Below are 24,225 nucleotides of genomic sequence, written 5' to 3'. Positions count from 1 at the left end.
ACCATTGGCAACGTGACCAATTTCATGCGCCAATACCGCACGAAGTTCGTCTTTATTCATACGTTCAAGCAAACCTGTTGAAACCGCAACTAAAGCGTCGTTTTTATTCCAACCTGTGGCGAAAGCATTTGACTGATAAGAAGGGAAAACACCCACTTCTGGCATATTAATGCCGGCACGTTGAGACAACTGTGCAATTTCTTGTAACAACCATGCTTCTGCTTGATTACGAGGCGCATTCGGGTCAATTAATTCTGTCCCGGTAGATTTTTTTGCCATCCATTTCGACATAAATAGCGAAATGAGAGAGCCAACCATACCAAAGACAAAACAGATCACCAGTAAGTTGCCTAGATTTAAGCCACCCGCGCCATGGTAACTACCGACACCGAAGAGTGACAAGATAATGCCAGCTACTACCAGTACCGCGAGGTTGGTTAGCAAAAACAAACCAATCCGCATCATTGAGAAAATCCTCTTATAATAAAAAAATAATCTGATTTATAAATCAAAAATCATCTCAGTAAATATGAGGTGTAAGTCTTAAAAATTCAAGGAAAAATTCATAAAACTCTATAATGATGCAGTTTCTAAAACAATTTAATTATCAGCGATTGAAATTTTTGCTGAAGCCGTTGCATGTGCCGTGGCATATGAGCCTGAAGGGGCGTCAGTAAAACTCCCGTCAGAGGCCATAATAATTTGCCGTTGTGCACTGTATTGAGGGGGCGAGCTGGAAGAGGACTCATCAGAACCCGATTGCGCAATAATTCTTGCATTATTGCTATAAGAATCATGATTTGAACCAGAACTGCTGGCAATGCCGTTGGAGTATAAGTTGCTATAACGGCTGCTGACCCGTCTGACATAATCCTGGGTTTCTTTAAAGGGAGGAATACCGCCATATTTGGCGACATTGCCTTCACCTGCATTATAGCTGGCTAAAACTAAAGAGGTGTTGCCATTAAAACGTTTCATCAGCCAAGCCAGATATTTTGCTCCACCCATAATATTTTGATGTGGATCGAAAGCGTTGGAAACATTAAAGCGTCTGGCAGTGGCAGGCATGAGCTGCATCAGTCCTTGTGCCCCTACAGGCGAACGTGCATTAACATTAAAACCTGATTCAGTATGCATGACCGCTTTAATCAGGCCCTCAGATATGCCATGTTGAGAAGCGGCCTGTTTAATAATGGGATCAAAAGCATTTTTATTGCGACTATAACTCGGTAGAACCGAAGCTTCAGATGAGCCCCAGTTACTATAGCTATGGATATTGCTGTCTGGATAATAGGTCTTTTTCTCGATTTTAAGATGGTTATAACGATTTTTCTTATTGGTGAGCAAAGTCGTACCATTTGAATCTTTTAACTGATAAATGGTTTGGCCGGCATAACTGGTCGTTGCAACAGAATGAACTGCCACAAACCCCAAAAAATAAAGTCCAATTTTTGCAAAGTTATTTTTCATTTTTATAGATAGAAAAAATCTGTTCCAAACATTACAAGTGGAGTTTAACAAAAAAAAACAAGATGGAAAGTATTACTACAAAAAAATCACCAATAGTTTGTAAAAATCAAGAGCCGTTTGTTGAGATAGTAATCAAAAAATTTTTTAATTTTTTTTTAATCAGGATAACTTGACACACTTAAGTCATTGATTTTAAATAATAACAAAATTGATCAAAAAATGATCAATTTAAATAGAAGCCTTAAATAACAGGTCCGACACCTTGTCAAGCGATTTAAAATCCACAAAGTTATCCACAGGTTTTGTGGACAACTGTGGAAAAGTACAAATAGCAAGCATTGTGGCTAAAATATGAACTGGCAAGGTCAAAATAAACTTAAACGTTTTAGATGAAAAAGGTATTAATAAGCAATTTGCAGAAATTACATTCTTTTGGTGCTTGTTAAGTCTGAATCGGATAAAATTGCGCGGTATTTTTATTTATGGGTAAATCTCGTCTATGTACTCGCCAGTTGAGTCCGAACAAGGATTTAATTTCAAACCAGAACTGCCAACTAGTTCGGCATATTACCGTTTGTTGAAAAAGCTTCGCCGTCAAGTCGGTCATGCCATTCGTGATTTTAAAATGATCGAAGAGGGCGACAAGGTAATGGTGTGTATTTCTGGTGGTAAAGACAGTTATACCTTGCTGGATATTCTGTTGCAGTTCAAACGAATTGCACCGATCAATTTTGATGTGGTTGCAGTGAACCTTGACCAAAAGCAGCCGGGTTTCCCTGAAGATGTCTTGCCACGTTATTTAGAAGAAAATAACATTCCTTATTATATTCTGGAAAAAGACACCTATAGCATTACCAAAAAATTGACCCCTGAAGGCAAAACCTACTGCGCCGTATGTTCACGTTTACGTCGTGGTTCATTATATGGCTTTGCACAGGAAATTGGTGCGACCAAAGTGGCTTTAGGTCATCACCGTGATGACATTATGGCGACTTTTTTCTTGAACCTGTTCCATGGCGGCAGCTTGAAGGCTATGCCACCAAAACTATTGTCATCGGACAAGAAAAATATCCTGATTCGTCCGCTGGCTTATGTGGAAGAAAAAGACATCATCAAATATGCGGAAATGCGCCAGTTCCCGATTATTCCGTGTAACTTGTGTGGTTCACAGGAAAATCTACAGCGCGCGATGATTAACAATATGCTGCGTGAATGGGATGCTCAATATCCGAAACGTTTACACAGTATTTTTGGTGCCATGCAGAATGTATCGCCTTCACAACTGGCGGACCGCGAATTGTTTGACTTTGAAGCTTTAGATGCACAACGTGAAATTGATTTTACCGGCAGTTGCTCAACTGAAGAAGAAGGGCAAAATAAACGGATCAATATGGTCAATTTAGGTTTTGCTGCAGAATAAGAGTATTTTCAGACACCAATTTTAGGATTGGTGTCTATTTTATATATCTGATTTATTTATAAATGTATTAAAAACATAAAAATTGAACGCATCGTACAAAAAACGTTAAGCAGAAAACAATTTTACATGCTATAACAATCTTCAAGCAAAATAGCTTACCAAAGATGTTGTCTGGATAGGCGACACAAATGAACAAATAAATTGAGGAAAGATCATGCCTGCCTTTTTAACTGATGATTGGTTTTCAACTGTAGAAACATTAACTACGCAAGCTGGTGATTTAAACTTGCCGCCGGCACTGGCAAATTTAGCAATCAACTTGGTGGTGTCTGATACACAAGGTAATACTGAACTGTCTTTGGATGGTGGTGCAATTAAAAAAGGTCTATCTTCAAATGCCAAAACTACTTTGAACATGGATGGTGAAACTCTTCGTAAAGTGTTCCTGGAATTTGACATGGCTGCAGCAATGCAAGCATTTATGACCGGTAAAATCAAGGTTCAAGGCGATATGTCACAATTAATGGCTTTACAAACAGCGAAGCCAAGCCAAGAACAAAAAGATTTATTCAAGAAAGTACTTGAGCAAACAACTTAAGCTATTTTGCTAAAAAATCATTGCTTGAGTCATTTTAAGCATAAAAAAAGCTTACCCTGAGGTAAGCTTTTTTTATGCCTGTAAGATATTAAATATTCACTAGCTCTGAAGTTTTAATATGTTCTAAATAAGCACGGATACGGGTGACATACTGCACCGCCTGACGGTAACGACCATTGCTGGCCTTGTTACGATCTAAGTAACTATATAGATTGACCCAGTTATTCGGGTTTTTACCTTGGGCCTGAATACGCTTTTGAATCTGATTCACTGCGCCCGGTCCCATATTATAGGCAACCAGCGCGTACCAGTTACGGTCAGGTAAAGGCACATCTGAATAGCGACTTAACATCTGGTCATAATATTTCGCACCACCTTCAATACTTTGAGCTGGGTCAGTTCGGTTACTGACTCCCATGGCTCTTGCAGTACTGTTGGTCAGCATCATTAATCCACGCACACCGGTAGGTGAAACAGAATTCGGTTTTAAATACGATTCCTGATAACCAATCGCTGCCAATAAATGCCAATCTAAATCATATTTTGCTGCAGTATTTTTAAAGCTGGCTTTATAAATCGGCATACGTTGATTTAAATCACGCTGAATACTATCCCATGAGTGTTCTTGCACCACATTCTGATTATAGAAGGATGCCAACTGGCGAATTGCACCCGACTGTTTACCTTTACAGACAAAACCGCTGGCAGTTTGGGTAAGCGGATCATCTGCATGTCTAAATACCCAATTCAGTTTGGTATTTAAGCCATTTTGTTGCAAGCTGCTGATATCACCACAGGTAGCTGAAAAAGAAGTCAAACGCTTTTGTTCAATTTCACTGATATTGGCAGTCGTCATGGCAAAGTTGGCTTTACCCTGTGAAACCCATTTCAGTGCTGTGGCATTATCCGGCACCGTTTTAAACACCAGCTTAACATTTAAGCTGTTGGCATAGTTACGTGCCAGGTCATACCCAAAACCATGTTGGTGCGAACCATCTTTAAAAACTGTGGTTGAATTTTCTACTGAAACCACAGTGAGCTGTTTGCCGCTGACCACAGAATCATATTGGAACGACTTACTTGCATTGATACTATGAAAAGGAAATAACAGGGTACTAAATGCAAGAATTTTTAATGAGAGAGAAGAAGTTAATGAGTTAAGGCAAAGCCTCGCCCCAGAAGTTGAACTACTGTGCATGTTGTCTCCGCTACAAGTAATTTATGCCCTAAAAAGTAAAGGCGCACAGCCTCAGACTTTTTCAAGTTTGATAAATTCAATAAGGGTTGGGCAGTCATGACGTCATTCAAAATGACATAAGATTAAAAGGAGAATCATGTAGAATTTCTACATAGATTAAAAATTAAACAATCTAAAAACATGCGCGCATAATAAGGCTGAAAAATATACTTGTCAAATTTTGTACGAAAGTTTTTAAAAATTTGTAACATAACAAACTAATTTTATTAGGGAATTAATTTTATAAACTTTAGTTGTGTGTAAATAGGGGATAGAATAGACAATTCTTGTAAGCAAAATGTAAGCATAACTTCAAAAATTATCATGAAATCTAACTTAATTACACGTGCTGGACATGACAAATTAGCCGCAGAATTACAACACTTGTGGCATGAAGAACGGCCAGAAATTACTAAGAAAGTGAACTGGGCAGCTAGTCTCGGCGATCGTTCGGAAAACGCTGATTACCAGTACAACAAACAAATTTTACGTAAGATTGACCGCCGTGTTCGTTATCTGGGTAAGCGTCTGGAAGAGCTGCGCATCATTGATTTTTCTCCCGAACAAGAAGGCAAAGTATATTTTGGTGCCTGGGTTGAAATTGAAAATGAGGAAGGGGAGCAAAAAACCTTGCGCATAGTTGGTGTAGATGAAATTTATGATCATCATCCGCAGCATATTTCCATTGATTCGCCAATGGCACGAGCTTTACTGGGAAAACAGGTCGATGATGAAGTGAAAGTAATGACTCCCTCTGGTGAAAAACTATGGTATGTGAATGTAATTCGTTATGAAAAGCCTGAAAATTCAGCAAATTAACTTGTTTTGTTTTTATTTTAAGCGATTGATAAGAAAAACATGGAAAAGTATTTGCCAAGTTAGGATTTTATTTATATCATAGCCGCCATTGGAAGCGTGGCAGAGCGGTTTAATGCACCGGTCTTGAAAACCGACGAGGGTGCGAGTCCTCCGTGAGTTCGAATCTCACCGCTTCCGCCAAATTCAAAAGCCCTTGTGAAAACAGGGGCTTTTTTAATGTCTGTGACTTTGTCCAGATGTTGAATTTCTATAAAAATAGATTTTAAAAAGTATGTATTTTCTGATTTCTAGCTGAATAGTTACCGAAGAACTTGATCGTAAAATTCAGCAGAAATTTATAAAAAACAAGACTAAAAAAAGGCCATTATGACTGTGTAAGGGCTTTTTATATCGGGAGCAATATCAAATCCGGTAGATATAAGTTCAGTCCCTATATTTTCGAAGAGTATGAATAAATAAGCCGTTATCAATGTCTATGTTTAATCAAATGGTTTTACTGTATTGAAGTTAACAATTCCTGTTGCATCCAGTCGACAAATTTTTGAATTAAAGGCGAGCTTTCCTGGCTGGAATGCACCAGATAATAGGCACGCCGACCTTCCAGTTTTTTAGTAGATGCAATCACCAATTTTTTTCCCTGTAATTCCTGTTCAATCAGCATTTGCGGAATCAGTGCCATGCCCATGCCATGATTGGCCGCTACAGCGAGCATGGAAAACAGTTCATGTCGTTGACCTTCAAAAGGATTGGCATGCTTGATCTGATGATGGGCAAACCATTCTTCCCAAATGCTCGGACGGGTGGTCTGCTGGAGTAAAGGCAGCTGTACCAGTTGCTCTGCATCCAGATCAAAACTGATTTCATTCACCATTTTGGCAGCTGGAAAGTGTTTATGAATAAGTGCTGGCGAACATACTGGAACTACATCTTCATGCATTAAATAATGGGTTTGCGTGCCGGGCCAGTGTTCAATCTGCTGCGGTGTGCCGGCATAAATGGCAGCATCAAAGATATTTTCATTAAATAAAAACGGTTTGGTACTGGTTTCCAGATGCACGGTAATTTCAGGGTAACGGGTATTGAAACGATGCAATTTAGGCAATAACCAGCGGGTGGCAAAGGTCGGAACCACGCCCAATTTCAGGGTGCCGCCCAAACCTTTATGCGACATGACATCCAGCGTGCTTTGTTCAAGCCCACTTAAATAAGGCTGAATGCTTTTATAATATTGCTGCCCGGCATGAGTGAGTTCTACGCCATGACGGGTCCGGGTAAATAAACTGACTCCCAGAAATTCTTCCAGTTGCTGGATTTGCCGAGAAACCGCACTTTGGGTGATAAAAAGTTCCTGAGATGCATGGGTATAACTGGCATGTTTTGCAGCCGATTCAAAGCAGAGCAGGCTCTGGAGTGAGGGAATACTTCGACGCATAGATAAGTTCTTTTATCTGGAAGATATTTCAAAATGACATAATTCAAACAGCAACCTATTCGACTTTAGTCTTTAAATCTATTTAAGGTGATTATTGGCAGAGCAGTATAAGCACACAAAAAACCAAAAATTATTGAGATATGTGTAAATGGAATATCTGCATGCAAATTTATCGTTTGAAAGATTGGCTATTCAAACATAGCATCGAATCAAACAAAGAAAACTGATCTCAGGCAGAGGAAGCGATGAATCAAATGGTGAATACTAAAAAAACGGTAAAGGCTCAGTTCAATTGGCAAGATCCATTTTTACTGGAACAGCAATTGACTGAAGAAGAACGCATGATTCGCAATACGGCGCAGGCTTACTGTCAGGACAAATTACAGCCGCGTGTGCTGGAACAGTTCCGCCATGAAAAAACTGATCCAACAATCTTCCGTGAAATGGGCGAACTTGGCCTATTAGGCCCAACTATTCCAGAACAGTATGGCGGTGCTGGTCTGAATTATGTCAGCTATGGTCTGGTGGCGCGTGAAATTGAATATGTCGATTCCGGCTACCGTTCTATGGCCAGTGTACAAAGTTCACTGGTGATGGTGCCGATCAACGAGTTTGGTTCAGAAGAACAAAAACAGAAATATCTCCCGAAGCTTGCTACAGGTGAATACATCGGTTGTTTTGGTTTAACCGAACCGGATCATGGTTCTGACCCGGGCAGCATGATTAGCCGTGCCAAAAAAGTCGACGGTGGTTACCGCTTAACTGGTGCAAAAATGTGGATTACCAATAGTCCGATTGCAGATGTTTTTGTGGTCTGGGCCAAGGAAGTGTCTGCTGAGGGCAATGTGGGTGATATCCGCGGCTTTATTCTGGAAAAAGGTTGGGAAGGGCTTTCGGCTCCTGCCATTCACGGAAAAGTGGGCCTGCGTGCTTCAATTACCGGTGAAATCGTGATGGATAATGTGTTTGTTCCAGAAGAAAATGCTTTCCCTGAAGTGCGTGGCTTGAAAGGTCCATTTACCTGTCTGAACAGCGCCCGTTATGGCATTGCCTGGGGCGCGATGGGTGCGGCAGAATTCTGCTGGCACACGGCGCATCGATACACCATGGACCGTAAGCAGTTCGGCCGTCCACTGGCTGCCAATCAGCTGATTCAAAAGAAACTGGCGGATATGCAAACTGAAATTGCCTTGGGTTTGCAGGCGGCGTTACGTTTTGGCCGCATGAAGGATGAAGGCATTGCAGCAGTTGAAGGCACTTCATTAATCAAGCGCAATAACTGTGGCAAGGCTTTGGATATTGCCCGTGTAGCGCGTGACATGATGGGCGGCAACGGCATCAGCGATGAATTTGGCGTGGCGCGTCATCTCGTAAACCTTGAAGTGGTGAATACTTATGAAGGTACCCATGATGTCCATGCTCTGATTCTGGGTCGTGCGCAAACCGGTATCGCGGCATTTTGTAATTAAGTCATTTTAAAAAAATAGGGATGTTCACTCGTGAACATCCTAGAGATGTTTTGTCTCAAAAAAATCACTGATATCGATAAAGGATTCATCGTGAAACATTCTTGTAAAGCTCTGTATTTGCAAGCTTAAGTTCAAAATATATATAGATAAAAAGAATAAAGAACCGTTTAGGGCAAATGTAGAGACATGGGACTGCCGATGACTCATTTGGGAAAATGAGGTAATAAATCATGAACAATGACGTTCAAACAAGTGCAGGAACTCCAGCGAGTTCTTTGTCACGCAATATTGGAACCTATGAAAAAATAGGACCCAACACTTGGAAGTGGGCCTTGCTATTTGCCTATTTTGCCATGGTGGTAGATGGTGTGGATATCATGTTGCTGTCTTATAGTTTAACCAGCTTAAAGACCGAATTTGGATTGTCGACCTTTCAGGCCGGTGCACTAGGCAGCGCATCGCTCGCCGGGATGGGTATTGGTGGAATCTTGGGCGGCTGGGCATGTGATAAATTTGGCCGTGTTCGTACTATTGCCAACTCAGTGACTTTCTTCTCGATAGCCACCTGTTTGTTAGGTTTTACCCATAGCTTTGAGCACTTTATGGCACTGCGTTTTATCGGAGCTTTGGGTATTGGTGCACTATATATGGCCTGTAATACTCTAATGGCTGAATATGTGCCAACCACTTACCGTACAACGGTATTGGGTACGCTACAAACCGGTCAAACAGTCGGTTATATTGTTGCAACGCTATTAGCAGGTTCAATCATTCCAGATCATGGCTGGCGTATTCTGTTCTTTATCACCGTGATTCCAGCATTTATCAACATCTTCCTGCAACGCTTTGTACCAGAACCAAAATCATGGCAGCTAACCAAATTGAATGCCCTAAAAGGCAAAACTCAGCCTACAGCGGTGGTGGCTCAGGAAAAACCGAAAAGTGGCAGCATCTACAAGCAGATTTTCAGTAATTTTAAACATCGTAAAATGTTTTTGCTCTGGATGAGCACAGCTTTCTTCCTACAATTTGGTTATTACGGCATTAACAACTGGATGCCAAGCTATCTGGAAACTGAAGTTCACATGAACTTTAAGAGTTTGACCAGCTATATGGTGGGTTCATATACCGCCATGATTCTCGGTAAGATTCTGGCAGGCTATCTGGCAGATAAATTTAACCGTCGTGCGGTGTTTGTATTCGGCACTCTTGCCAGCGCTGTGTTCTTGCCAGTGATTATCTTCTGCAATACGCCAGACAACATTCTGTACTTGTTGGTGACTTTTGGCTTCTTGTACGGCATTCCATATGGTGTAAATGCGACCTATATGGCAGAGAGCTTCTCTACAGATGTACGCGGTACAGCCATTGGCGGTGCTTATAACATCGGCCGCGTCGGTGCGGCAATTGCCCCAGCGACGATTGGTTTTCTGGCATCGGGTGGTACATTCACCATGGCCTTTATTGTGATGGGTGCGGCGTACTTTGTCGCAGGTGTGTTACCGGGTCTTTTTATTAAAGACCGTCAGTATGATCCGCAACAACAATCATAATCAATCATAGGAAGATGTTCATGCGGCATCTTCCTCTATAAAGGAATGACAATGGGTGCATTACAGGGAATTCGGGTTTTAGATTTAAGCCGCGTACTGGCAGGTCCGTGGTGCGGACAGATTCTGGCGGATCTAGGTGCTGAAGTGATTAAAATTGAACGTCCGCAAGTCGGTGATGATACCCGTATGTGGGGACCACCATGGATGCCAGATCAACAGGGCAATGCCACGCGGGAATCGGGCTATTTTCAATGTGCCAACCGCAATAAATATTCAGTCGCCGTAGATATATCATCAACGCAAGGGCAAGAGATTATTCGGGAGATTGCCAAAACTGCCGATGTGGTGATTGAAAATTATAAAGCCGGTTCACTACTCAAATATGGACTGGATTATGCAACACTCAGTGCCTTAAATCCACAGCTAGTGTATTGCTCGATTACCGGCTTTGGCCAGGATGGACCAAGAGCGGAAGAACCCGGCTATGATTTTATTATTCAGGGCATGTCGGGTCTGATGAGCATTACCGGTGAAAAAGACGGTGAACCGGGAGCGGGTTCACAGAAAGTGGGTGTAGCTGTGGTCGATATTCAAACCGGCCTGTATTCTACCGTTGCCATTCAGGCTGCCTTATTGGCACGCTTACACACTGGACGCGGGCAATATATTGATATGTCACTGCTGGATGTACAGGTGGCAACCTTGGCCAATCAGGGCATGAACTATCTTAGTACCGGTCTATCTCCGAAAAGGATGGGAAATAATCATCCCAATATTGTGCCGTATCAAACCTTTAAGGCTAAGGATAAGGAATTTATTATTGCCTGTGGCAATGACAAGCAATTTAAGGATTTGTGCATTGCAATTGGCTTGCCTGAACTGCTGGAAGATGCAAAATTCCAGCGCAATCAGGACCGGGTCAAGCACCGCGATGAGCTAATTCCCTTATTGTCTGAATATTTCCTGTCGAAAAATGCCAAGGACTGGGTCGAGGCCATTCATGCCATGAAAGTGCCTGTTGGGGTGATCAACTCGGTTGAAGATGCACTGGCTGAGCCTCAAATTCAGCATCGTGAGATGGTGGTAAATATTCCACATCAATTAAATGATAACTTTAAAGTGATTGCTTCCCCCATCAAGCTTTCAGATACGCCTGTGCAATACCGTCATGCACCGCCACAACTGGGGGAGCACACGCAACATATTCTTTCTCGCTTTAAATCTCGGGATGAATTACAGCTGTTAAAAGCCCAGGGCATTATTGATGGTGAAGTGGCTTAATCCAGCTAATTGAAGTTTTAGCTTTTCCTGTCTTGACCGGATGTTAAACATATCCGGTCTTTTTTATTGAGTTGATTTATTGGTTAATAGTACCATGCTTACATGGTCAGATTTGGCTGCAGGCGTTATCATAACGGTCTTCAAGTCATTGGAACGCACTATGAAAATTGTCGCAGATGAAAATCTGGCATTTACTGAATATTTCTTTGCCGATTTTGGCGAAATTCAGCAGGCTGCAGGGCGAACATTAACCCATGCGGATGTGCAAGATGCAGAAGCGTTACTGGTGCGTTCTGTGACCCAAGTTAATGCCGAACTGGTTCAGGACACAAAATTAAAATTCGTCGGTAGTGCGACCATTGGCACCGATCATCTGGATATTCCTGCCCTAGAACAACAACATATTGCCTGGTCAAATGCCGCCGGTTGCAATGCGCAGGCGGTTGCGGAATATGTCATTACCGCTTTATTGCATTTAAAACCTGAACTGATCGATGCCAATGAAGGCTTTACTTTAGGCATTGTCGGTCTGGGCAATGTCGGTTCACGTCTGGCTGTTATGGCCAAACTCCTAGGCTGGAACGTGATTGGCTATGATCCCTTTGTACAGCGTGAACATGTGCAGCATGTTGAATTTGAAGAATTGCTAAAAAAAGCGGCTGCCATTTCGACCCATGTGCCATTGACCAAAACAGGTGATCATCCGACTTACCATCTCATCAATGCAGAAGCTTTGGCACAGATGAAACCTACAGCCATTTTAATTAATTCGGCACGAGGGCCAGTGGTTGAAGAATCGGCCTTAATTGCTGATATTCAACAGACACAGCGTCCCGTGGTTCTGGATGTTTTTGAGCATGAACCTGAAATTTCAGTTGAGTTGCTGGATTTAGTCACGTTGGTGACACCGCATATTGCTGGCTATAGTCTGGAAGGCAAGGCACGCGGTACGCAAATGATCTACGATGCATTCTGCAATACCTTTCATTATCCAGCGACAAAGCAATTTGAAACGCAATTGCCGGTGTGTGAGCCATATTTTAAAGAGCGCGATTTAAAGGCGGTGTTAAAACAGTATTTAAGCCAGATTTATGATATTGCCCGTGATGATGCCAATTTACGTAGCTGCTTAAAAGACGGCAAGGTTGATCAAAAGGCCTTTGATTATTTACGCAAAACCTATCCCTTACGCCGTGAATGGGCAGCACATGGAGGGCCTGCGGCATGAGTCAAACTGTCACTTATCAGCCGACTTGTGATTTAAAGGCCATGCAGGCACGGGCCAAAATGTATGCGCAAATCCGCCAGTTTTTTGCCGAGCGGGATGTACTGGAAGTGGAAACCCCAATCTTGTCACAAGCCGGCGTTACGGATGTACATTTAGCCTCTATACAAGCGCGGCGACATGTAGGAGGTAAACAGCAAACTCATTACCTGCAAACCTCACCGGAATTTGCCATGAAACGCTTGCTTGCCAGTGGCAGCGGCCCGATCTATCAAATCTGCAAAGTCTTTCGTGATAATGAGCATGGGCGTAAGCACAATAGCGAGTTCACCATGCTGGAATGGTATCGTCCCGGATTTAGCCTGAAAGATTTGATGTTTGAAGTGACGGACTTGCTCAATGTGACTTTAAAACAGCGCTTTGGTGAAGTTCGTCCGACGATCCTCAGCTATAAACATGCCTTTATCGATCGTCTAGATATCAATCCATTACAAGCCAGCGTAAAAGAATTAAAGGATTGTTGTAACCGGGTCGGTCTAAATTTGGACCTGGGTGATGACCGCCTGGGTTATATAGATTTGCTCTTTTCGCACTTTGTTGAACCGAGTCTGGGTTTTGACACGCCGGTATTTTTAACGGATTTTCCAGCTGAACTGGCGTCCCTGGCCAAAACCCGGATTGATGAAGATGGCGAACTGGTCGCTGCCCGTTTCGAGTTATATATCGAGGGTTTGGAATTGGCGAATGCCTACGATGAGCTGATTGATGCCGATGTATTGCGTTCACGCTTTGAAGCGGATAATGCTGAACGTGCAAAGCTCGGTTTGCATGTGATGGCGATTGATGAATATTTGCTGGCCGCTTTATCTCAGATGCCCGAATGTTCAGGCATTGCCTTGGGGATTGACCGTTTGTTGATGGTCGCGACTGAGCAAATGAAACTTGAAAAAGTGATTACTTTTCCGGCGGATATTTCCTGAGACAATTATATTTGATCAGTGAATCGTCGGATTTGCTGATCAAGGCAAATATTTGGTAAAGCCTATACTATAAGGCTCGAAACCTTGGCTTAAATAAAATGCATGTGCAGGGTAGCGTTCAGCTCGATTGCCACTGTTAAGTAAAATCCGTTTTAATCCACGCTGTTTTGCTTCCCGTTCGACTGCATTCATCAATATTTTTCCGATTCCTTGTCCACGATGGGCTTCATCGATTACAAAGGCTTGTATACGAATAAAGCCATCATCAAATTCCCAACTGTATTGTTCAATAAAGCCTGTATAACCAATCACCCGATGTTGATTTTCAATGACAAGAGTGTGGCAAAGTGGGTTTTGGTGAATGTGCTGCCAACGTCGCTGAATATTTTCAATACTCGTGGGATAGCCCAGTTGAAGGGTAAGCTGATGAATCGCTTCCAGATCATCCGATAACTGTAAAGGTCGAACAAGGAGGGTCATATATGAAAAAATCTTGGAAGTTTTTTGTATGATAAAACACTTTCAAATTCTTAACATGGAATCAATTTCAAACCAGTTATACGAATTTTGTCTATCCATATTCCATCTAGATCTGTCATGGAAATTTAAAAAGCACCCTTAGGTGCTTTTTTTATACGACTACAGCAAGCTGCCGTGCTTTCAATTCCTCAATCGCTTTAATGCGTCGCTGAATCAGCATTTCCCCAATATCGGGTCCCTGAATATCAGGCGGTAAATCTTGAGCCTTGATATTACGTACTACCTGCATGGCATCCAGTACATATTTTGCCTGAGGATATTCTCGGTCTTCCAGACCCAAACGGCCACGAGAATCACATTCACAGGCTTGAACATAAGCTTCTACACGTTCAGGGCGCCGTAAGACATCTAGCCGTTGCAATAAACGCCATAAAGTACCCGGTTTTAAGGTCAGTGCCTGATGGCATTTTAAATGCTCTTTACATACCGCAAGCGCCAGTTGCTTGGTATTGGTTGGCACTTTAAGACGGTCACAAATTTCGGTGACCGGTCTGACGCCACGTTCTTCATGCATGATATGACGTGGTAATTCATCTTCCGGGGTGAGTGCCTTGCCCAAGTCATGAACCAGAACGGCAAAGCGTACATCTAAAGAATAGTTGGCTTTACAGGCCTGTTGTAAGGACATCATGGTATGAATACCACAATCAATTTCCGGATGATATTCAGGGCGCTGTGGAATACCGTAGAGGGCATCAAGTTCCGGGAACAAGACTTTCAATGCACCACACTCACGTAATACATGAAAATATTCGTCCGCATGATTTTCCATGAGTGCACGTGAAGTTTCTTTCCAAACACGTTCAGAAATCAGGGCATCAAGTTCGCCTGATTCCACCAATTTTTTCATTAAAGCAAGAGTCTCTGTGGCAACACTAAAACCTAAGCCTTTATAGCGCGCAGCAAAACGGGCAATACGCAGTACCCGTAGCGGATCCTCTACAAAGGCATCTGATACATGACGTAAAATGCGCTGTTCCAGGTCTTTCTGACCTTGATAGGGGTCATAGATGTTGCCATCGTTATCCATGGCCATAGCATTGATGGTCAGGTCGCGACGAATCAGGTCATCTTCAAGACTAACGGTAGGATCGGTATAAAATTCAAAGCCATGATAGCCACGACCGGATTTTCGTTCGGTGCGTGCCAGTGCATATTCTTCTTTTGTTTCGGGATGTAAAAAAACAGGGAAATCCTTACCCACCGGCTGATAGCCTTGAGCAAGAAGCTGGTCGGGCGTTGCGCCAACCACAACGTAATCTTTTTCCTGATAGGGGTGTCCGAGTAAGTGATCTCGTACTGCACCGCCTACTAAATAAACTCGCATGAAAAAACCTCTATTCTTCAAGCAATCATGCTACAGAATAGAGGTTTTCTCAAGTCACAAAATGTGATCTAGCTGACTAAATTAAAGTGCTGATTTTTCATTTTCCTGAATTTCAGCAACAGTTAATGCAGTCATATTGACTAAACGACGGGTTGTGGTCGTTGGTGTCAAAATGTGAACAGGTTTAGCTGCACCCAACAGGATAGGGCCAATGGTCACGTTATTACCTGAAGTTGATTTCAACAGGTTAAACGAAATATTGGCAGCATCCAGATTCGGCATAATCAACAAGTTTGCAGAACCTTTGAAACGCGTATTTGGGAAGGCAAAATGACGAATATTTTCATCAAGTGCTGCGTCACCGTGCATTTCACCTTCAACTTCCAACTCAGGTGCAGTTTCACTTAAAATTTCAAATACTTTACGCATTTTTTGCGCGCTTGGATCTGTTGGATCTGAACCAAAGCTTGAATGAGAAAGCAAGGCTACACGTGGCGTAATACCAAAACGACGTACTTCTTCAGCAGCCAAAATGGTCATTTCAGCCAACTGTTCAGCCGTTGGGTTACGGTTGATATAGGTATCTGCAATGAACAGGTTACGGTCTTCAAGCATCAAGGCATTTAGCGTGAAGAAGGTATTATGTCCATCTTTTTTGCCAATCACATTGCCCACGAAGTCTAAGTGAATGTCGTAACTTGAGTAGGTACCACATAACATACCATCAGCCAAACCGTGTTTTACCAGCATTGCAGCAATGAGGGTAGAACGGCGACGTGATTCACGTTGTGCATACTCAGGTGTTACCCCTTTGCGTTGCATGATGTTGTAGTAGTCATCGGCAAATTTTTCGTAGTGCGGGTTTTTCTCCTGGTCTACGATTTCAATATTTACACCATGTTCAAGACGCAAGCCCAATTTTTTGATGTTTGTTTCAATAACTGCGGTACGACCGACCAGAATCGGTTGAGCCAAGCCTTCATCCACTGCAATTTGTACTGCACGAAGTACGCGCAGGTCTTCACCTTCTGCATAGGCAATACGTTTAGGATCTGATTTTGCTTGAGCAAAAATCGGTTTCATCATGAATGCAGAGTTGTAAACAAACTCGGACAAGCGTTGACGATAAGCAGAGAAGTCCTGAATTGGACGAGTTGCAACACCTGAATCCATTGCAGCTTGTGCAATTGCAGGGGCAATTTCAAGAATCAAGCGTTGGTCTAATGGACGCGGGATCAGGTATTCACGACCGAAGGAAGCAGATTTTTCACCATAAGATGCAGCATCGGCTTCAACATGTGCCATACGAGCAATTGCGTGTACACAAGCAATCTTCATTTCTTCGTTGATGGTGGTTGCACCAACGTCTAAGGCACCACGGAAAATGTACGGGAAGCAAAGCGCGTTATTCACCTGGTTTGGATAGTCTGAACGACCAGTTGCCATGATCACGTCATCACGTACTTCGTGAGCATGTTCAGGCAGAATTTCCGGGTCCGGGTTAGCCAAGGCAAAGATAATTGGATCTACGGCCATGGTTTTGACCATTTCCTTGGTCAAAATGCCGGCAGCAGAAAGACCCAGGAACATATCAGCACCGCCGATCACATCAGCAAGTTGAGAACCTTCAATGTCTTGTACATAACGTTTTTTGGATTCATCCAGACCTTCACGTTTGGTCGTTAACAGACCGCGTGAATCGGCTACAACGATATTTTCTTTTTTTGCACCTAAAGCACAAAGCAAGTCTAAACAAGACAGCGCTGCAGCGCCGGCACCTGAAGCGACAATTTTAATCTCTTCAATTTTTTTGCCGTTTAATTGCAATGCATTGAGCAGAGCAGAACCCACAATAATTGAAGTACCGTGCTGGTCATCATGGAACACCGGAATGTTCATGCGTTCACGAAGTTTTTGCTCGATATAGAAACATTCAGGCGCCTTGATATCTTCAAGGTTAATACCACCAAAAGTAGGTTCTAAGGCAGCAACGATGTCGACAATTTTATCCGGGTCGTTTTCATCAATTTCGATATCGAATACATCGACACCCGCAAATTTTTTGAACAGTACGCCTTTACCTTCCATCACCGGTTTGGAAGCCAAAGGACCGATATTCCCTAAGCCCAGTACCGCAGTACCATTACTCACCACCGCTACAAGATTACCGCGTGCAGTATAAAGGGCAGCGGTTGAAGGGTCACGTTCAATCTCAAGACATGGTGCAGCGACACCAGGTGAATAGGCAAGCGCTAAGTCACGTTGATTGACCAGTTGCTTGCTAGGTGTGACGCTAATTTTTCCTGGTGTTGGGAATTCGTGATAATACAATGCCTGTTGTTTTAAAGATTGATCGTCCATCTGTATCTCGTTTGTTACTGAGGTGATCCAGCAAAACTGCTGGTTTTTTGCTTGATTGGGTCGAATATAACATTTGTTGCGACCTTAGCACAGTCGCGTATGTGTCTTTTTCCGGCAAACTTGGAATTAGAAAGGTTGACTTATATCAAGAAGGTATAAGTCGATGTTGTTCTAGGTAGGTAGTCGCTTCTTTTTCAGGAAGGGGTTTTGAAAATAAGAAACCTTGTGCAATATCACATTCCAAATCTTGCAGGTATTGCAGTTGTTGCTCGGTTTCAATTCCTTCGGCAACCACTGTGAGTCCCATAGCTTTGCCCATGGCAATCATGGCACTGACAATTGCTTCCTGTTTGTTTTGTCCAATCTTGGAAATAAAGCTGCGGTCAATTTTTAAGATATCAATTGGAAAATCAGCAAGATAAGACAAGGATGAATAGCCGGTACCAAAGTCATCCAAAGAAATATGAATATGACGTTTTTTAATTTCATTCAGCAGGTTTTTCACTGTGACTGAATTTTCCAGTAAGGATGACTCAGTAATTTCCAGTTCCAGGCTAGAACCGGAAATTTTATAATTCTGAATGGCATGATCAAGGTCTTCCAGGAGTTGACCGCGTTGTAATTGCTGGGCAACCACATTGACAGATACACATATATTATTAAAGCCTAACTCATTCCAGCGGCGAATTTGTTTGGCAGTTTGTTGAATCACAATTTTGCCAATATCCGAGATCAGACTGGTTTGTTCTGCCAGGGGAATGAACAGGTTAGGGGGAATTATTCCCTTGCTTGGATGATTCCAGCGCACCAGTGCTTCAAACCCATAAATATTTTGATCACTAAAATTTATTTTCGGCTGATAGTAAACGATCAGTTCATTGTTATTGATGGCATGACGCAAATCGCGTTCCAGATAAATACCTTGTTCAAGTAAAGCGGTATTGTTATTGGAATAGAAACGACAGGTATTGCCGCCCAGATTTTTAGCTTCAGTCAAAGCCTGCTCAGCGCAATTATTCAGATAATCCAGCTGACGTCCATTTTCCGGATAGAACGCAACCCCCATAGACAGGGTAATAATATGGTCCTGTTCAAAAATATTAAACGGCAAGGAAAATGCTTTGGTGATGCGTTCACAATGTTGCTGAATAGATGGGCGAATATGTGAAATCTCATACACAATGGCAAAGTCATCACCATTTAGATGCGCTACAAATAATGCTTCGGCATTGGTCAGTCGCAATCGTTGTGCAACTTGACGCAGTAACTCGTCACCACCGCTATTGCTTAAAAACTCATTGAGAGGTCTGAAGCGGTCAATATTCAAACGAATCACGGCCAGTTGTTTGATTGAATCTTTTTGACTGACTAAATATTGATGTAATTGGTAGTTGTAATAAAAACGGTTCGGTAAATCTGTTAAAGGATCGTAATTCTCTAAATAAGACAAACGCTGTTCTTGCAGTTTACGTTCAGTGAGATCGGAAACAATACCAATATAATGGGTGACACGATTTTGCTCATCGGTAATGGCATTAATGCGCATCCAGATGGTCAGTTCTTTACCGGAAAGGAATTTTTCATGCAGTTCACCGTCAAACTCACCGATTTTTTCCAGTTGTTGAATAATCGAGTAATGGCTGCTTCTTTGCTGGGATTTATAATTCGCCGTAATATCAAATAAATTTTTGCCAATAATATGCTGATGTGAAAAGCCAGTGAGCTGTTCATAAAATGGATTGACATCGATATAGCATAATTGATCATCGAGAATGAAAATGCCTTCGGCTGCTTGCTGAAGTACGCTTGCGGCTAATTTCAAGCGTTCCTGATCGGTACGTTCCTGATGAATGTCACGACGAATCCCCACCATACGCAGGGGCTTTTTATTAACCGGATCTCGAGCGATGACCCGGCCAATATCGTGAACCCATTTCCACTTGCCGCTACTATTCTGAATGCGATAGCTTGCTTCATAGAGTGGTGACTGACCCCGTAAATGTTTTTTCAAGGCCTGCTTGAACTGGTCAATATCATCCAGATGAATAATATTTTGCAGTTGATGATGATGCAGTTTAGAAGGTTTGAGAGTCTTTTGCTGTTTCGAATCCGTCACCAGAATTTCACGATCTTTGATATTCCAGTCCCAAGGGCGCAGTCCGGCAATTTCATGCGCCAAAACCAGGTTCTGTTGCTGGTTTTCCAAATCGGTATTCATTTTGGCAATATCAAAAGTTCGTTCTTTAACTTTCTGTTCAAGTAGCTGATTATTTAGTTGTAATTGCAGCTCAATATCTTTCGATTTGTTAATTTCAGTTTGCAGCTGTTTGCATAATTCATCTGTCCACAAAACCTGTTGTTTGGCATTTTCAACTAAACGGTTGTTTTTTGAATAAAGGGCTGAAATGCGCTGATGAATACGAGAAGTGGTATTGGCGCATAACAACATGACAATCAGGGCAAAATTTATGGTCAGATGGAATAAATGATTTGTTGTTTCTGTGCTGATAAATTGTGAGGCCAAATAAGGAAAAATAGCCGGTATAAATGTCAGGCAGAAATAGTTTAAGCGCTGGGTTAAAAAGGTTAGTGCAAATGCCTGACTGACGATGAGCAATAAAGCTGACAAAATTAATGCATTCACATAACTAAATGCAGGATTGTATTGCGGCAGATAGTAATAAATCAGGCTAATGCCAATCCCGATACTGCTTCCAATCAGAATGCTCTGGAATTGTAGCCAACGGTGTGCATGGTTCAAACTGAACTGATCGGGCTTAAAGTAGATGCTGGTCAGTAGGATATTCAGGCAACAAAACAGTTCAATGCCAATAAACCAAAGATTGAAATAAAGAGATGGCTTGACGTAATAAAATTGATAAATGCCATATACGTACAATGAAACGAGAACAATACTTATGAGAAAGAAGCGACTGAGCCGAATCGTATTGATAATTTGAGCAGCACTCACATGCTGCTTAATGTACTCGTCTTGAATATCTGACATATAAGCAAAAACCTTATTTTTGTTTTGCGATAAATTACTTATTAAAATTTTAACTCTGTTAAAAAACTAAACTATATTCTAAATATATATTTGTCTGTTTAAGTCAAGAGTAATAACGTTATTTGAAAAAATCAATCTAATCATTCCCCATTTATCTAAATTCTGATGAACTAGACAGTTAAGTTGTAGTTTAAAATAGATAAGGCCACAATTGGGGCGGTTTCTGTGCGTAACACACGATTGCCGATACACCAGTTTATAAATCCTGCATTGTTTGATAATTGTATTTCGGCTTCACTCAGACCACCTTCTGGACCAATCAATAATGCAATATTGGGGGTTGCAGCAGCGAGTACATCGATCTGGTCTTTATTCGGGGCAAGTACCAGTTTTGTTGCAGGTAATTCACTATTCAGCCAGTCTTGTAAAGATACAGGGGCTAACACTTCCGGTACTTTGTTCATGCCGCATTGTTCACACGCAGCGATGGCAATGCCTTGCCAGTGATCGATTTTCTTTTGGTCACGATCATATTTAAGCCGCATTTCACAGCGTTCAGACGTCAGCAGCTGGATTTTGGATACACCCAGTTCTGTGGCTTTTTGAATAGCATAATCCATACGGTCGCCTTTACTCATTACTTGTCCGAGTAAAGTGCTAAAACCAGGGGTGCGGTCGTCAGGATTGAACGAATCGACAGCAACACTGGCTGATTTTTTTGCAACCTCAACCAGTGTTACTTCATATTCACCCCCTTGTCCATTGAACAAGGTGGCTTTTTCACCGACTTGTGCGCGTAATACTTTCACCCAGTGATGAAAAACCGTTTCGGTTAATTCAACATGCATATCCACTGCTAAATCAGCTTCAATATAAAAACGCGGCATTTAAGTATTACTCACAAATCAGATATAAATTAAGCTAGGCCAAGATCGGTCACGAGTTGACGTGTCGGATCAGTGGTGTTCATGGTGTAGAAGTGCAAGCTCGGTGCACCGCCTGCAAGCAGACGTTCACACAATTTCACCACAACTTCATGACCAAAGGCTTTGATACTTGCCGTGTCATCGCCATAAGTCGCCAATTGCTTGCGAATCCAGCGCGGGATTTCTGCACCTGTACCGTCTGCAAAGCGAATCAGGTTGCTTGCATTGGTAATTGGCATAATGCCCGGAGCAACAGGAATATTCATACCTTCTTTTTGAATGCGGTCTACAAAATAGAAGTAGGCATCCGGATTAAAGAAGAACTGAGTTAAAGCGGCATTGGCACCGGCATTAGCTTTTTCGACAAAATGTTGAATATCTTTATCAAAGCTTTCTGCCTGTGGGTGCATTTCAGGGTAAGCGGCAACTTCAATTTGAAAATGATCACCTGAATGTTCACGAATGAAACGAACCAGGTCTTGCGCATAGGGCAATTCGCCCAAGCCCACCTGACCAGAAGGCAAGTCACCACGCAGTGCCACAATACGGTCAATACCTTGCGATTTGTATAAATCCAGCAATTCGGCAATACGGGCTTTGTCATCACCAATACAAGACAGGTGAGGGGCAACTGGTGTGCCTTTGCCGTTGAAGTCATTGATTGCAGCAAGTGTGCGTTCACGGGTAGAACCACCAGCACCATAAGTCACTGAAAAGAATTCAGGATTTAACAGTTGTAATTCTTTATGCACGACACGAAGTTTTTCTGCACCGACATCAGTTTTGGTCGGGAAAAACTCAAAAGAGATTGGAACACGTTTGGTCATTTTTCAAATCCTTTTTTTATCCATACTTAAAATTTAACCTCTCCCTGACCTCTCCCAAAGGGAGAGGGGAACCTCACGGTATTTAAAGTCAGGGAAAAGTCCTCTCCTTCTAGGAGAGGATTTAGGAGAGGTGTAAAATTAGTATTTATAAGTCTCAGATTTGAATGGACCTTCAACAGTTACGCCAAGGTAATCTGCTTGTTCTTGAGTAAGCGTAGTTAATACACCGCCGAAGCCAGCAACCATTGCGGCAGCAACTTCTTCATCCAATTTCTTAGGAAGAAGTTCTACACGAATCGATGCCTGTTTTTGATCTTCAGGAAGGTCAGCAAATTTTTCAGCGAACAAGTGCATTTGCGCCAATACCTGGTTAGCAAAAGAACCGTCCATCACACGTGATGGGTGACCGGTTGCATTACCTAGGTTCACCAGACGACCTTCAGAAAGAAGGATCAGGTAGTTGTTTTCATCTTCTGAACGATACACTTGGTGTACTTGAGGTTTAACTTCAACCCATTTGTAGCCACGTAAGTAGTTGGTATCAATTTCAGTATCGAAGTGACCGATGTTACAAACTACAGCGCCAGCTTTTAATGTATCTAGCATTGCAGCGTCACATACGTGATAGTTACCCGTAGTCGTTACGATCAGGTCAGTATTTTGAAGAAGGTCAAGGTTGATGTCTTCTTTCTTGCCTGTTTGTACGCCGTTTTTGTATGGAGATACAACTTCATAACCGTCCATGCATGCTTGCATTGCACAAATTGGATCGATTTCAGTGACACGTACAATCATGCCTTCTTGACGAAGTGATTGAGCAGAACCTTTACCTACGTCACCATAACCGATCACAAGTGCACGACGACCAGACATCAACATGTCAGTACCGCGTTTGATCGCGTCGTTTAGCGAGTGGCGGCAACCGTATTTGTTGTCGTTTTTAGATTTTGTTACTGAGTCGTTTACGTTGATAGCAGGAACTTTCAAAGTACCGTCACGTAACATTTCATAAAGACGTTGCACACCCGTAGTGGTTTCTTCAGTCACACCGTGGATTTTAGCAATCAGTTCTGGGTATTTTTCATGCACAACAGCAGTCAAGTCACCGCCATCATCAAGAATCATGTTGGCATCCCAAGGTTTGCCATTGACATTGATTTGTTGTTCAAGGCACCACATGTATTCTTCTTCAGTTTCGCCTTTCCAGGCAAAAACAGGAATACCGCGAGCAGCAATTGCAGCAGCAGCATGGTCTTGAGTAGAGAAGATGTTACAAGAAGTCCAGCGAACTTCAGCGCCCAATTCAACCAGAGTTTCAATTAAAACTGCAGTTTGAATGGTCATGTGAATACAGCCGAGAATTTTCGCGCCTGCAAGTGGTTTTGCTGCTGAATAGCGTTTACGCAAACCCATTAGGGCTGGCATTTCTGCTTCAGCAAGTTTGATTTCTTTACGGCCGTAATCAGCAAGTGAAATATCGGCAACTTTATAATCTGTAAATGAAGCATTAACCGCGTTCATCAGGACCTCCTAGAGAAAAAATAGATTGGATCGTTCTGTTCGCGGATGCCGTTTTTGGTTCAAAAGAGTATTTGAACCGATCGTCGAGCCTGGCGCTTTTACATTGCTATTTTTTAAAATCAGCCTGTAAAACGTCGCAGCATCCCTCGACTAGCGGGCTATTGTACTTGGAAATTGATTTTGTTCCAATCTGAAATTGATTATTATCAGCACAATCATATTCTGGATGAAA

Annotated in this window: 19 protein-coding genes and 1 tRNA gene; 9 read left to right on the top strand and 11 right to left on the bottom strand. The window is 42.3% G+C overall.

Annotated elements, in window-relative coordinates; genetic code table 11:
* A partial coding sequence (locus tag B4C48_RS06500; RefSeq protein WP_291354796.1) for a M48 family metalloprotease occupies positions 1-465 on the bottom strand: 465 nt, incomplete at its 3' end.
* 135 nt (positions 466-600) lie between these two features.
* Positions 601-1,470, bottom strand: coding sequence for a lytic transglycosylase domain-containing protein (locus tag B4C48_RS06495; RefSeq protein ID WP_291354795.1), 870 nt, complete (start codon positions 1,468-1,470; stop codon positions 601-603).
* Positions 1,471-1,969: 499 nt separating this feature from the next.
* Here B4C48_RS06495 and ttcA point away from each other — a divergent pair, with 499 nt between their 5' ends.
* Both ttcA and B4C48_RS06485 read left to right on the top strand, forming a co-directional pair.
* A complete protein-coding gene (ttcA, locus tag B4C48_RS06490) occupies positions 1,970-2,890 on the top strand; it encodes a tRNA 2-thiocytidine(32) synthetase TtcA (RefSeq protein ID WP_291354794.1) in 921 nt (306 codons plus the stop codon).
* 214 nt (positions 2,891-3,104) lie between these two features.
* Positions 3,105-3,488, top strand: a complete 384-nt coding sequence (locus tag B4C48_RS06485; protein ID WP_291354793.1) for an SCP2 sterol-binding domain-containing protein — start codon at positions 3,105-3,107, stop codon at positions 3,486-3,488.
* Positions 3,489-3,576: 88 nt separating this feature from the next.
* Here B4C48_RS06485 and B4C48_RS06480 read toward each other — a convergent pair whose 3' ends face one another.
* Positions 3,577-4,686 (bottom strand): transglycosylase SLT domain-containing protein, encoded by a 1,110-nt coding sequence (locus B4C48_RS06480; RefSeq protein ID WP_291354792.1) that lies wholly within the window; start codon positions 4,684-4,686, stop codon positions 3,577-3,579.
* A gap of 363 nt (positions 4,687-5,049) precedes the next feature.
* On the opposite strand from B4C48_RS06480, the gene greB reads away from it, so the two are divergent.
* Positions 5,050-5,544, top strand: coding sequence for a transcription elongation factor GreB (greB, locus tag B4C48_RS06475; RefSeq protein ID WP_291354791.1), 495 nt, complete (start codon positions 5,050-5,052; stop codon positions 5,542-5,544).
* A 90-nt stretch (positions 5,545-5,634) separates the two neighbouring features.
* Positions 5,635-5,724, top strand: a tRNA-Ser gene (locus B4C48_RS06470).
* Positions 5,725-6,037: 313 nt separating this feature from the next.
* Here B4C48_RS06470 and B4C48_RS06465 read toward each other — a convergent pair.
* Positions 6,038-6,976, bottom strand: a complete 939-nt coding sequence (locus B4C48_RS06465) for a LysR substrate-binding domain-containing protein (RefSeq protein ID WP_291354790.1) — start codon at positions 6,974-6,976, stop codon at positions 6,038-6,040.
* 245 nt (positions 6,977-7,221) lie between these two features.
* Between B4C48_RS06465 and B4C48_RS06460 the strand changes: the two genes are divergently transcribed.
* The 5 genes from B4C48_RS06460 to epmA all read left to right on the top strand — a co-directional run bounded on the left by B4C48_RS06460 (position 7,222) and on the right by epmA (position 13,484).
* Positions 7,222-8,445 (top strand): acyl-CoA dehydrogenase, encoded by a 1,224-nt coding sequence (locus B4C48_RS06460; RefSeq protein ID WP_291354789.1) that lies wholly within the window; start codon positions 7,222-7,224, stop codon positions 8,443-8,445.
* A gap of 230 nt (positions 8,446-8,675) precedes the next feature.
* Positions 8,676-9,998, top strand: a complete 1,323-nt coding sequence (locus tag B4C48_RS06455; RefSeq protein WP_291354788.1) for an MFS transporter — start codon at positions 8,676-8,678, stop codon at positions 9,996-9,998.
* 51 nt (positions 9,999-10,049) lie between these two features.
* Positions 10,050-11,279, top strand: coding sequence for a CaiB/BaiF CoA transferase family protein (locus tag B4C48_RS06450; protein WP_291354787.1), 1,230 nt, complete (start codon positions 10,050-10,052; stop codon positions 11,277-11,279).
* Positions 11,280-11,439: 160 nt separating this feature from the next.
* A complete protein-coding gene (locus B4C48_RS06445) occupies positions 11,440-12,507 on the top strand; it encodes a 4-phosphoerythronate dehydrogenase (protein WP_291354786.1) in 1,068 nt (355 codons plus the stop codon).
* Positions 12,504-13,484, top strand: a complete 981-nt coding sequence (epmA, locus tag B4C48_RS06440) for an EF-P lysine aminoacylase EpmA (protein ID WP_291354785.1) — start codon at positions 12,504-12,506, stop codon at positions 13,482-13,484. The genes B4C48_RS06445 and epmA overlap by 4 nt, the downstream gene beginning before the upstream one ends.
* Before the next feature lie 39 nt (positions 13,485-13,523).
* Here the strand turns inward: epmA and B4C48_RS06435 are convergent, their stop codons facing one another.
* From B4C48_RS06435 to ahcY, 7 genes are all read right to left on the bottom strand, one after another.
* A complete protein-coding gene (locus B4C48_RS06435) occupies positions 13,524-13,964 on the bottom strand; it encodes a GNAT family N-acetyltransferase (RefSeq protein WP_291354784.1) in 441 nt (146 codons plus the stop codon).
* A 151-nt stretch (positions 13,965-14,115) separates the two neighbouring features.
* Positions 14,116-15,351 carry a multifunctional CCA addition/repair protein gene (locus B4C48_RS06430; RefSeq protein ID WP_291354783.1) on the bottom strand — a complete coding sequence of 412 codons (1,236 nt, stop codon included), beginning with the start codon at positions 15,349-15,351 and terminating at the stop codon, positions 14,116-14,118.
* Positions 15,352-15,432: 81 nt separating this feature from the next.
* Positions 15,433-17,712 carry an NADP-dependent malic enzyme gene (locus tag B4C48_RS06425; protein WP_291354782.1) on the bottom strand — a complete coding sequence of 760 codons (2,280 nt, stop codon included), beginning with the start codon at positions 17,710-17,712 and terminating at the stop codon, positions 15,433-15,435.
* A gap of 145 nt (positions 17,713-17,857) precedes the next feature.
* Entirely contained in the window at positions 17,858-20,719 is a 2,862-nt protein-coding gene (locus tag B4C48_RS06420; protein ID WP_291354781.1) for a bifunctional diguanylate cyclase/phosphodiesterase, read from the bottom strand.
* Positions 20,720-20,889: 170 nt separating this feature from the next.
* Positions 20,890-21,606 carry a 16S rRNA (uracil(1498)-N(3))-methyltransferase gene (locus tag B4C48_RS06415; RefSeq protein WP_291354780.1) on the bottom strand — a complete coding sequence of 239 codons (717 nt, stop codon included), beginning with the start codon at positions 21,604-21,606 and terminating at the stop codon, positions 20,890-20,892.
* A gap of 29 nt (positions 21,607-21,635) precedes the next feature.
* Complete coding sequence (metF, locus tag B4C48_RS06410; RefSeq protein WP_291354779.1) at positions 21,636-22,472, bottom strand: methylenetetrahydrofolate reductase [NAD(P)H]; 837 nt, start codon at positions 22,470-22,472, stop codon at positions 21,636-21,638.
* 138 nt (positions 22,473-22,610) lie between these two features.
* Positions 22,611-23,993 (bottom strand): adenosylhomocysteinase, encoded by a 1,383-nt coding sequence (ahcY, locus tag B4C48_RS06405; RefSeq protein WP_291354778.1) that lies wholly within the window; start codon positions 23,991-23,993, stop codon positions 22,611-22,613.
* Between the last annotated feature and the right edge of the window lie 232 nt (positions 23,994-24,225).

The organism is Acinetobacter sp. UBA3106, from assembly GCA_002365595.1.
In the GTDB taxonomy this organism is placed as follows: domain Bacteria; phylum Pseudomonadota; class Gammaproteobacteria; order Pseudomonadales; family Moraxellaceae; genus Acinetobacter.
This window is presented reverse-complemented; position numbering and strand designations above follow the sequence as displayed.

Excerpts from the sequence above, each read along its gene's own strand:
- B4C48_RS06495 (WP_291354795.1), bottom strand. The coding sequence starts at position 1,470 with ATGAAAAATAACTTTGCAAAAATTGGACTTTATTTTTTGGGGTTTGTG.
- ttcA (WP_291354794.1), top strand. The coding sequence starts at position 1,970 with ATGTACTCGCCAGTTGAGTCCGAACAAGGATTTAATTTCAAACCAGAA.
- B4C48_RS06485 (WP_291354793.1), top strand. The coding sequence starts at position 3,105 with ATGCCTGCCTTTTTAACTGATGATTGGTTTTCAACTGTAGAAACATTA.
- B4C48_RS06480 (WP_291354792.1), bottom strand. The coding sequence starts at position 4,686 with ATGCACAGTAGTTCAACTTCTGGGGCGAGGCTTTGCCTTAACTCATTA.
- greB (WP_291354791.1), top strand. The coding sequence starts at position 5,050 with ATGAAATCTAACTTAATTACACGTGCTGGACATGACAAATTAGCCGCA.
- B4C48_RS06465 (WP_291354790.1), bottom strand. The coding sequence starts at position 6,976 with ATGCGTCGAAGTATTCCCTCACTCCAGAGCCTGCTCTGCTTTGAATCG.
- B4C48_RS06460 (WP_291354789.1), top strand. The coding sequence starts at position 7,222 with ATGAATCAAATGGTGAATACTAAAAAAACGGTAAAGGCTCAGTTCAAT.
- B4C48_RS06455 (WP_291354788.1), top strand. The coding sequence starts at position 8,676 with ATGAACAATGACGTTCAAACAAGTGCAGGAACTCCAGCGAGTTCTTTG.
- B4C48_RS06450 (WP_291354787.1), top strand. The coding sequence starts at position 10,050 with ATGGGTGCATTACAGGGAATTCGGGTTTTAGATTTAAGCCGCGTACTG.
- B4C48_RS06445 (WP_291354786.1), top strand. The coding sequence starts at position 11,440 with ATGAAAATTGTCGCAGATGAAAATCTGGCATTTACTGAATATTTCTTT.
- epmA (WP_291354785.1), top strand. The coding sequence starts at position 12,504 with ATGAGTCAAACTGTCACTTATCAGCCGACTTGTGATTTAAAGGCCATG.
- B4C48_RS06435 (WP_291354784.1), bottom strand. The coding sequence starts at position 13,964 with ATGACCCTCCTTGTTCGACCTTTACAGTTATCGGATGATCTGGAAGCG.
- B4C48_RS06430 (WP_291354783.1), bottom strand. The coding sequence starts at position 15,351 with ATGCGAGTTTATTTAGTAGGCGGTGCAGTACGAGATCACTTACTCGGA.
- B4C48_RS06425 (WP_291354782.1), bottom strand. The coding sequence starts at position 17,712 with ATGGACGATCAATCTTTAAAACAACAGGCATTGTATTATCACGAATTC.
- B4C48_RS06420 (WP_291354781.1), bottom strand. The coding sequence starts at position 20,719 with ATGTCAGATATTCAAGACGAGTACATTAAGCAGCATGTGAGTGCTGCT.
- B4C48_RS06415 (WP_291354780.1), bottom strand. The coding sequence starts at position 21,606 with ATGCCGCGTTTTTATATTGAAGCTGATTTAGCAGTGGATATGCATGTT.
- metF (WP_291354779.1), bottom strand. The coding sequence starts at position 22,472 with ATGACCAAACGTGTTCCAATCTCTTTTGAGTTTTTCCCGACCAAAACT.
- ahcY (WP_291354778.1), bottom strand. The coding sequence starts at position 23,993 with ATGAACGCGGTTAATGCTTCATTTACAGATTATAAAGTTGCCGATATT.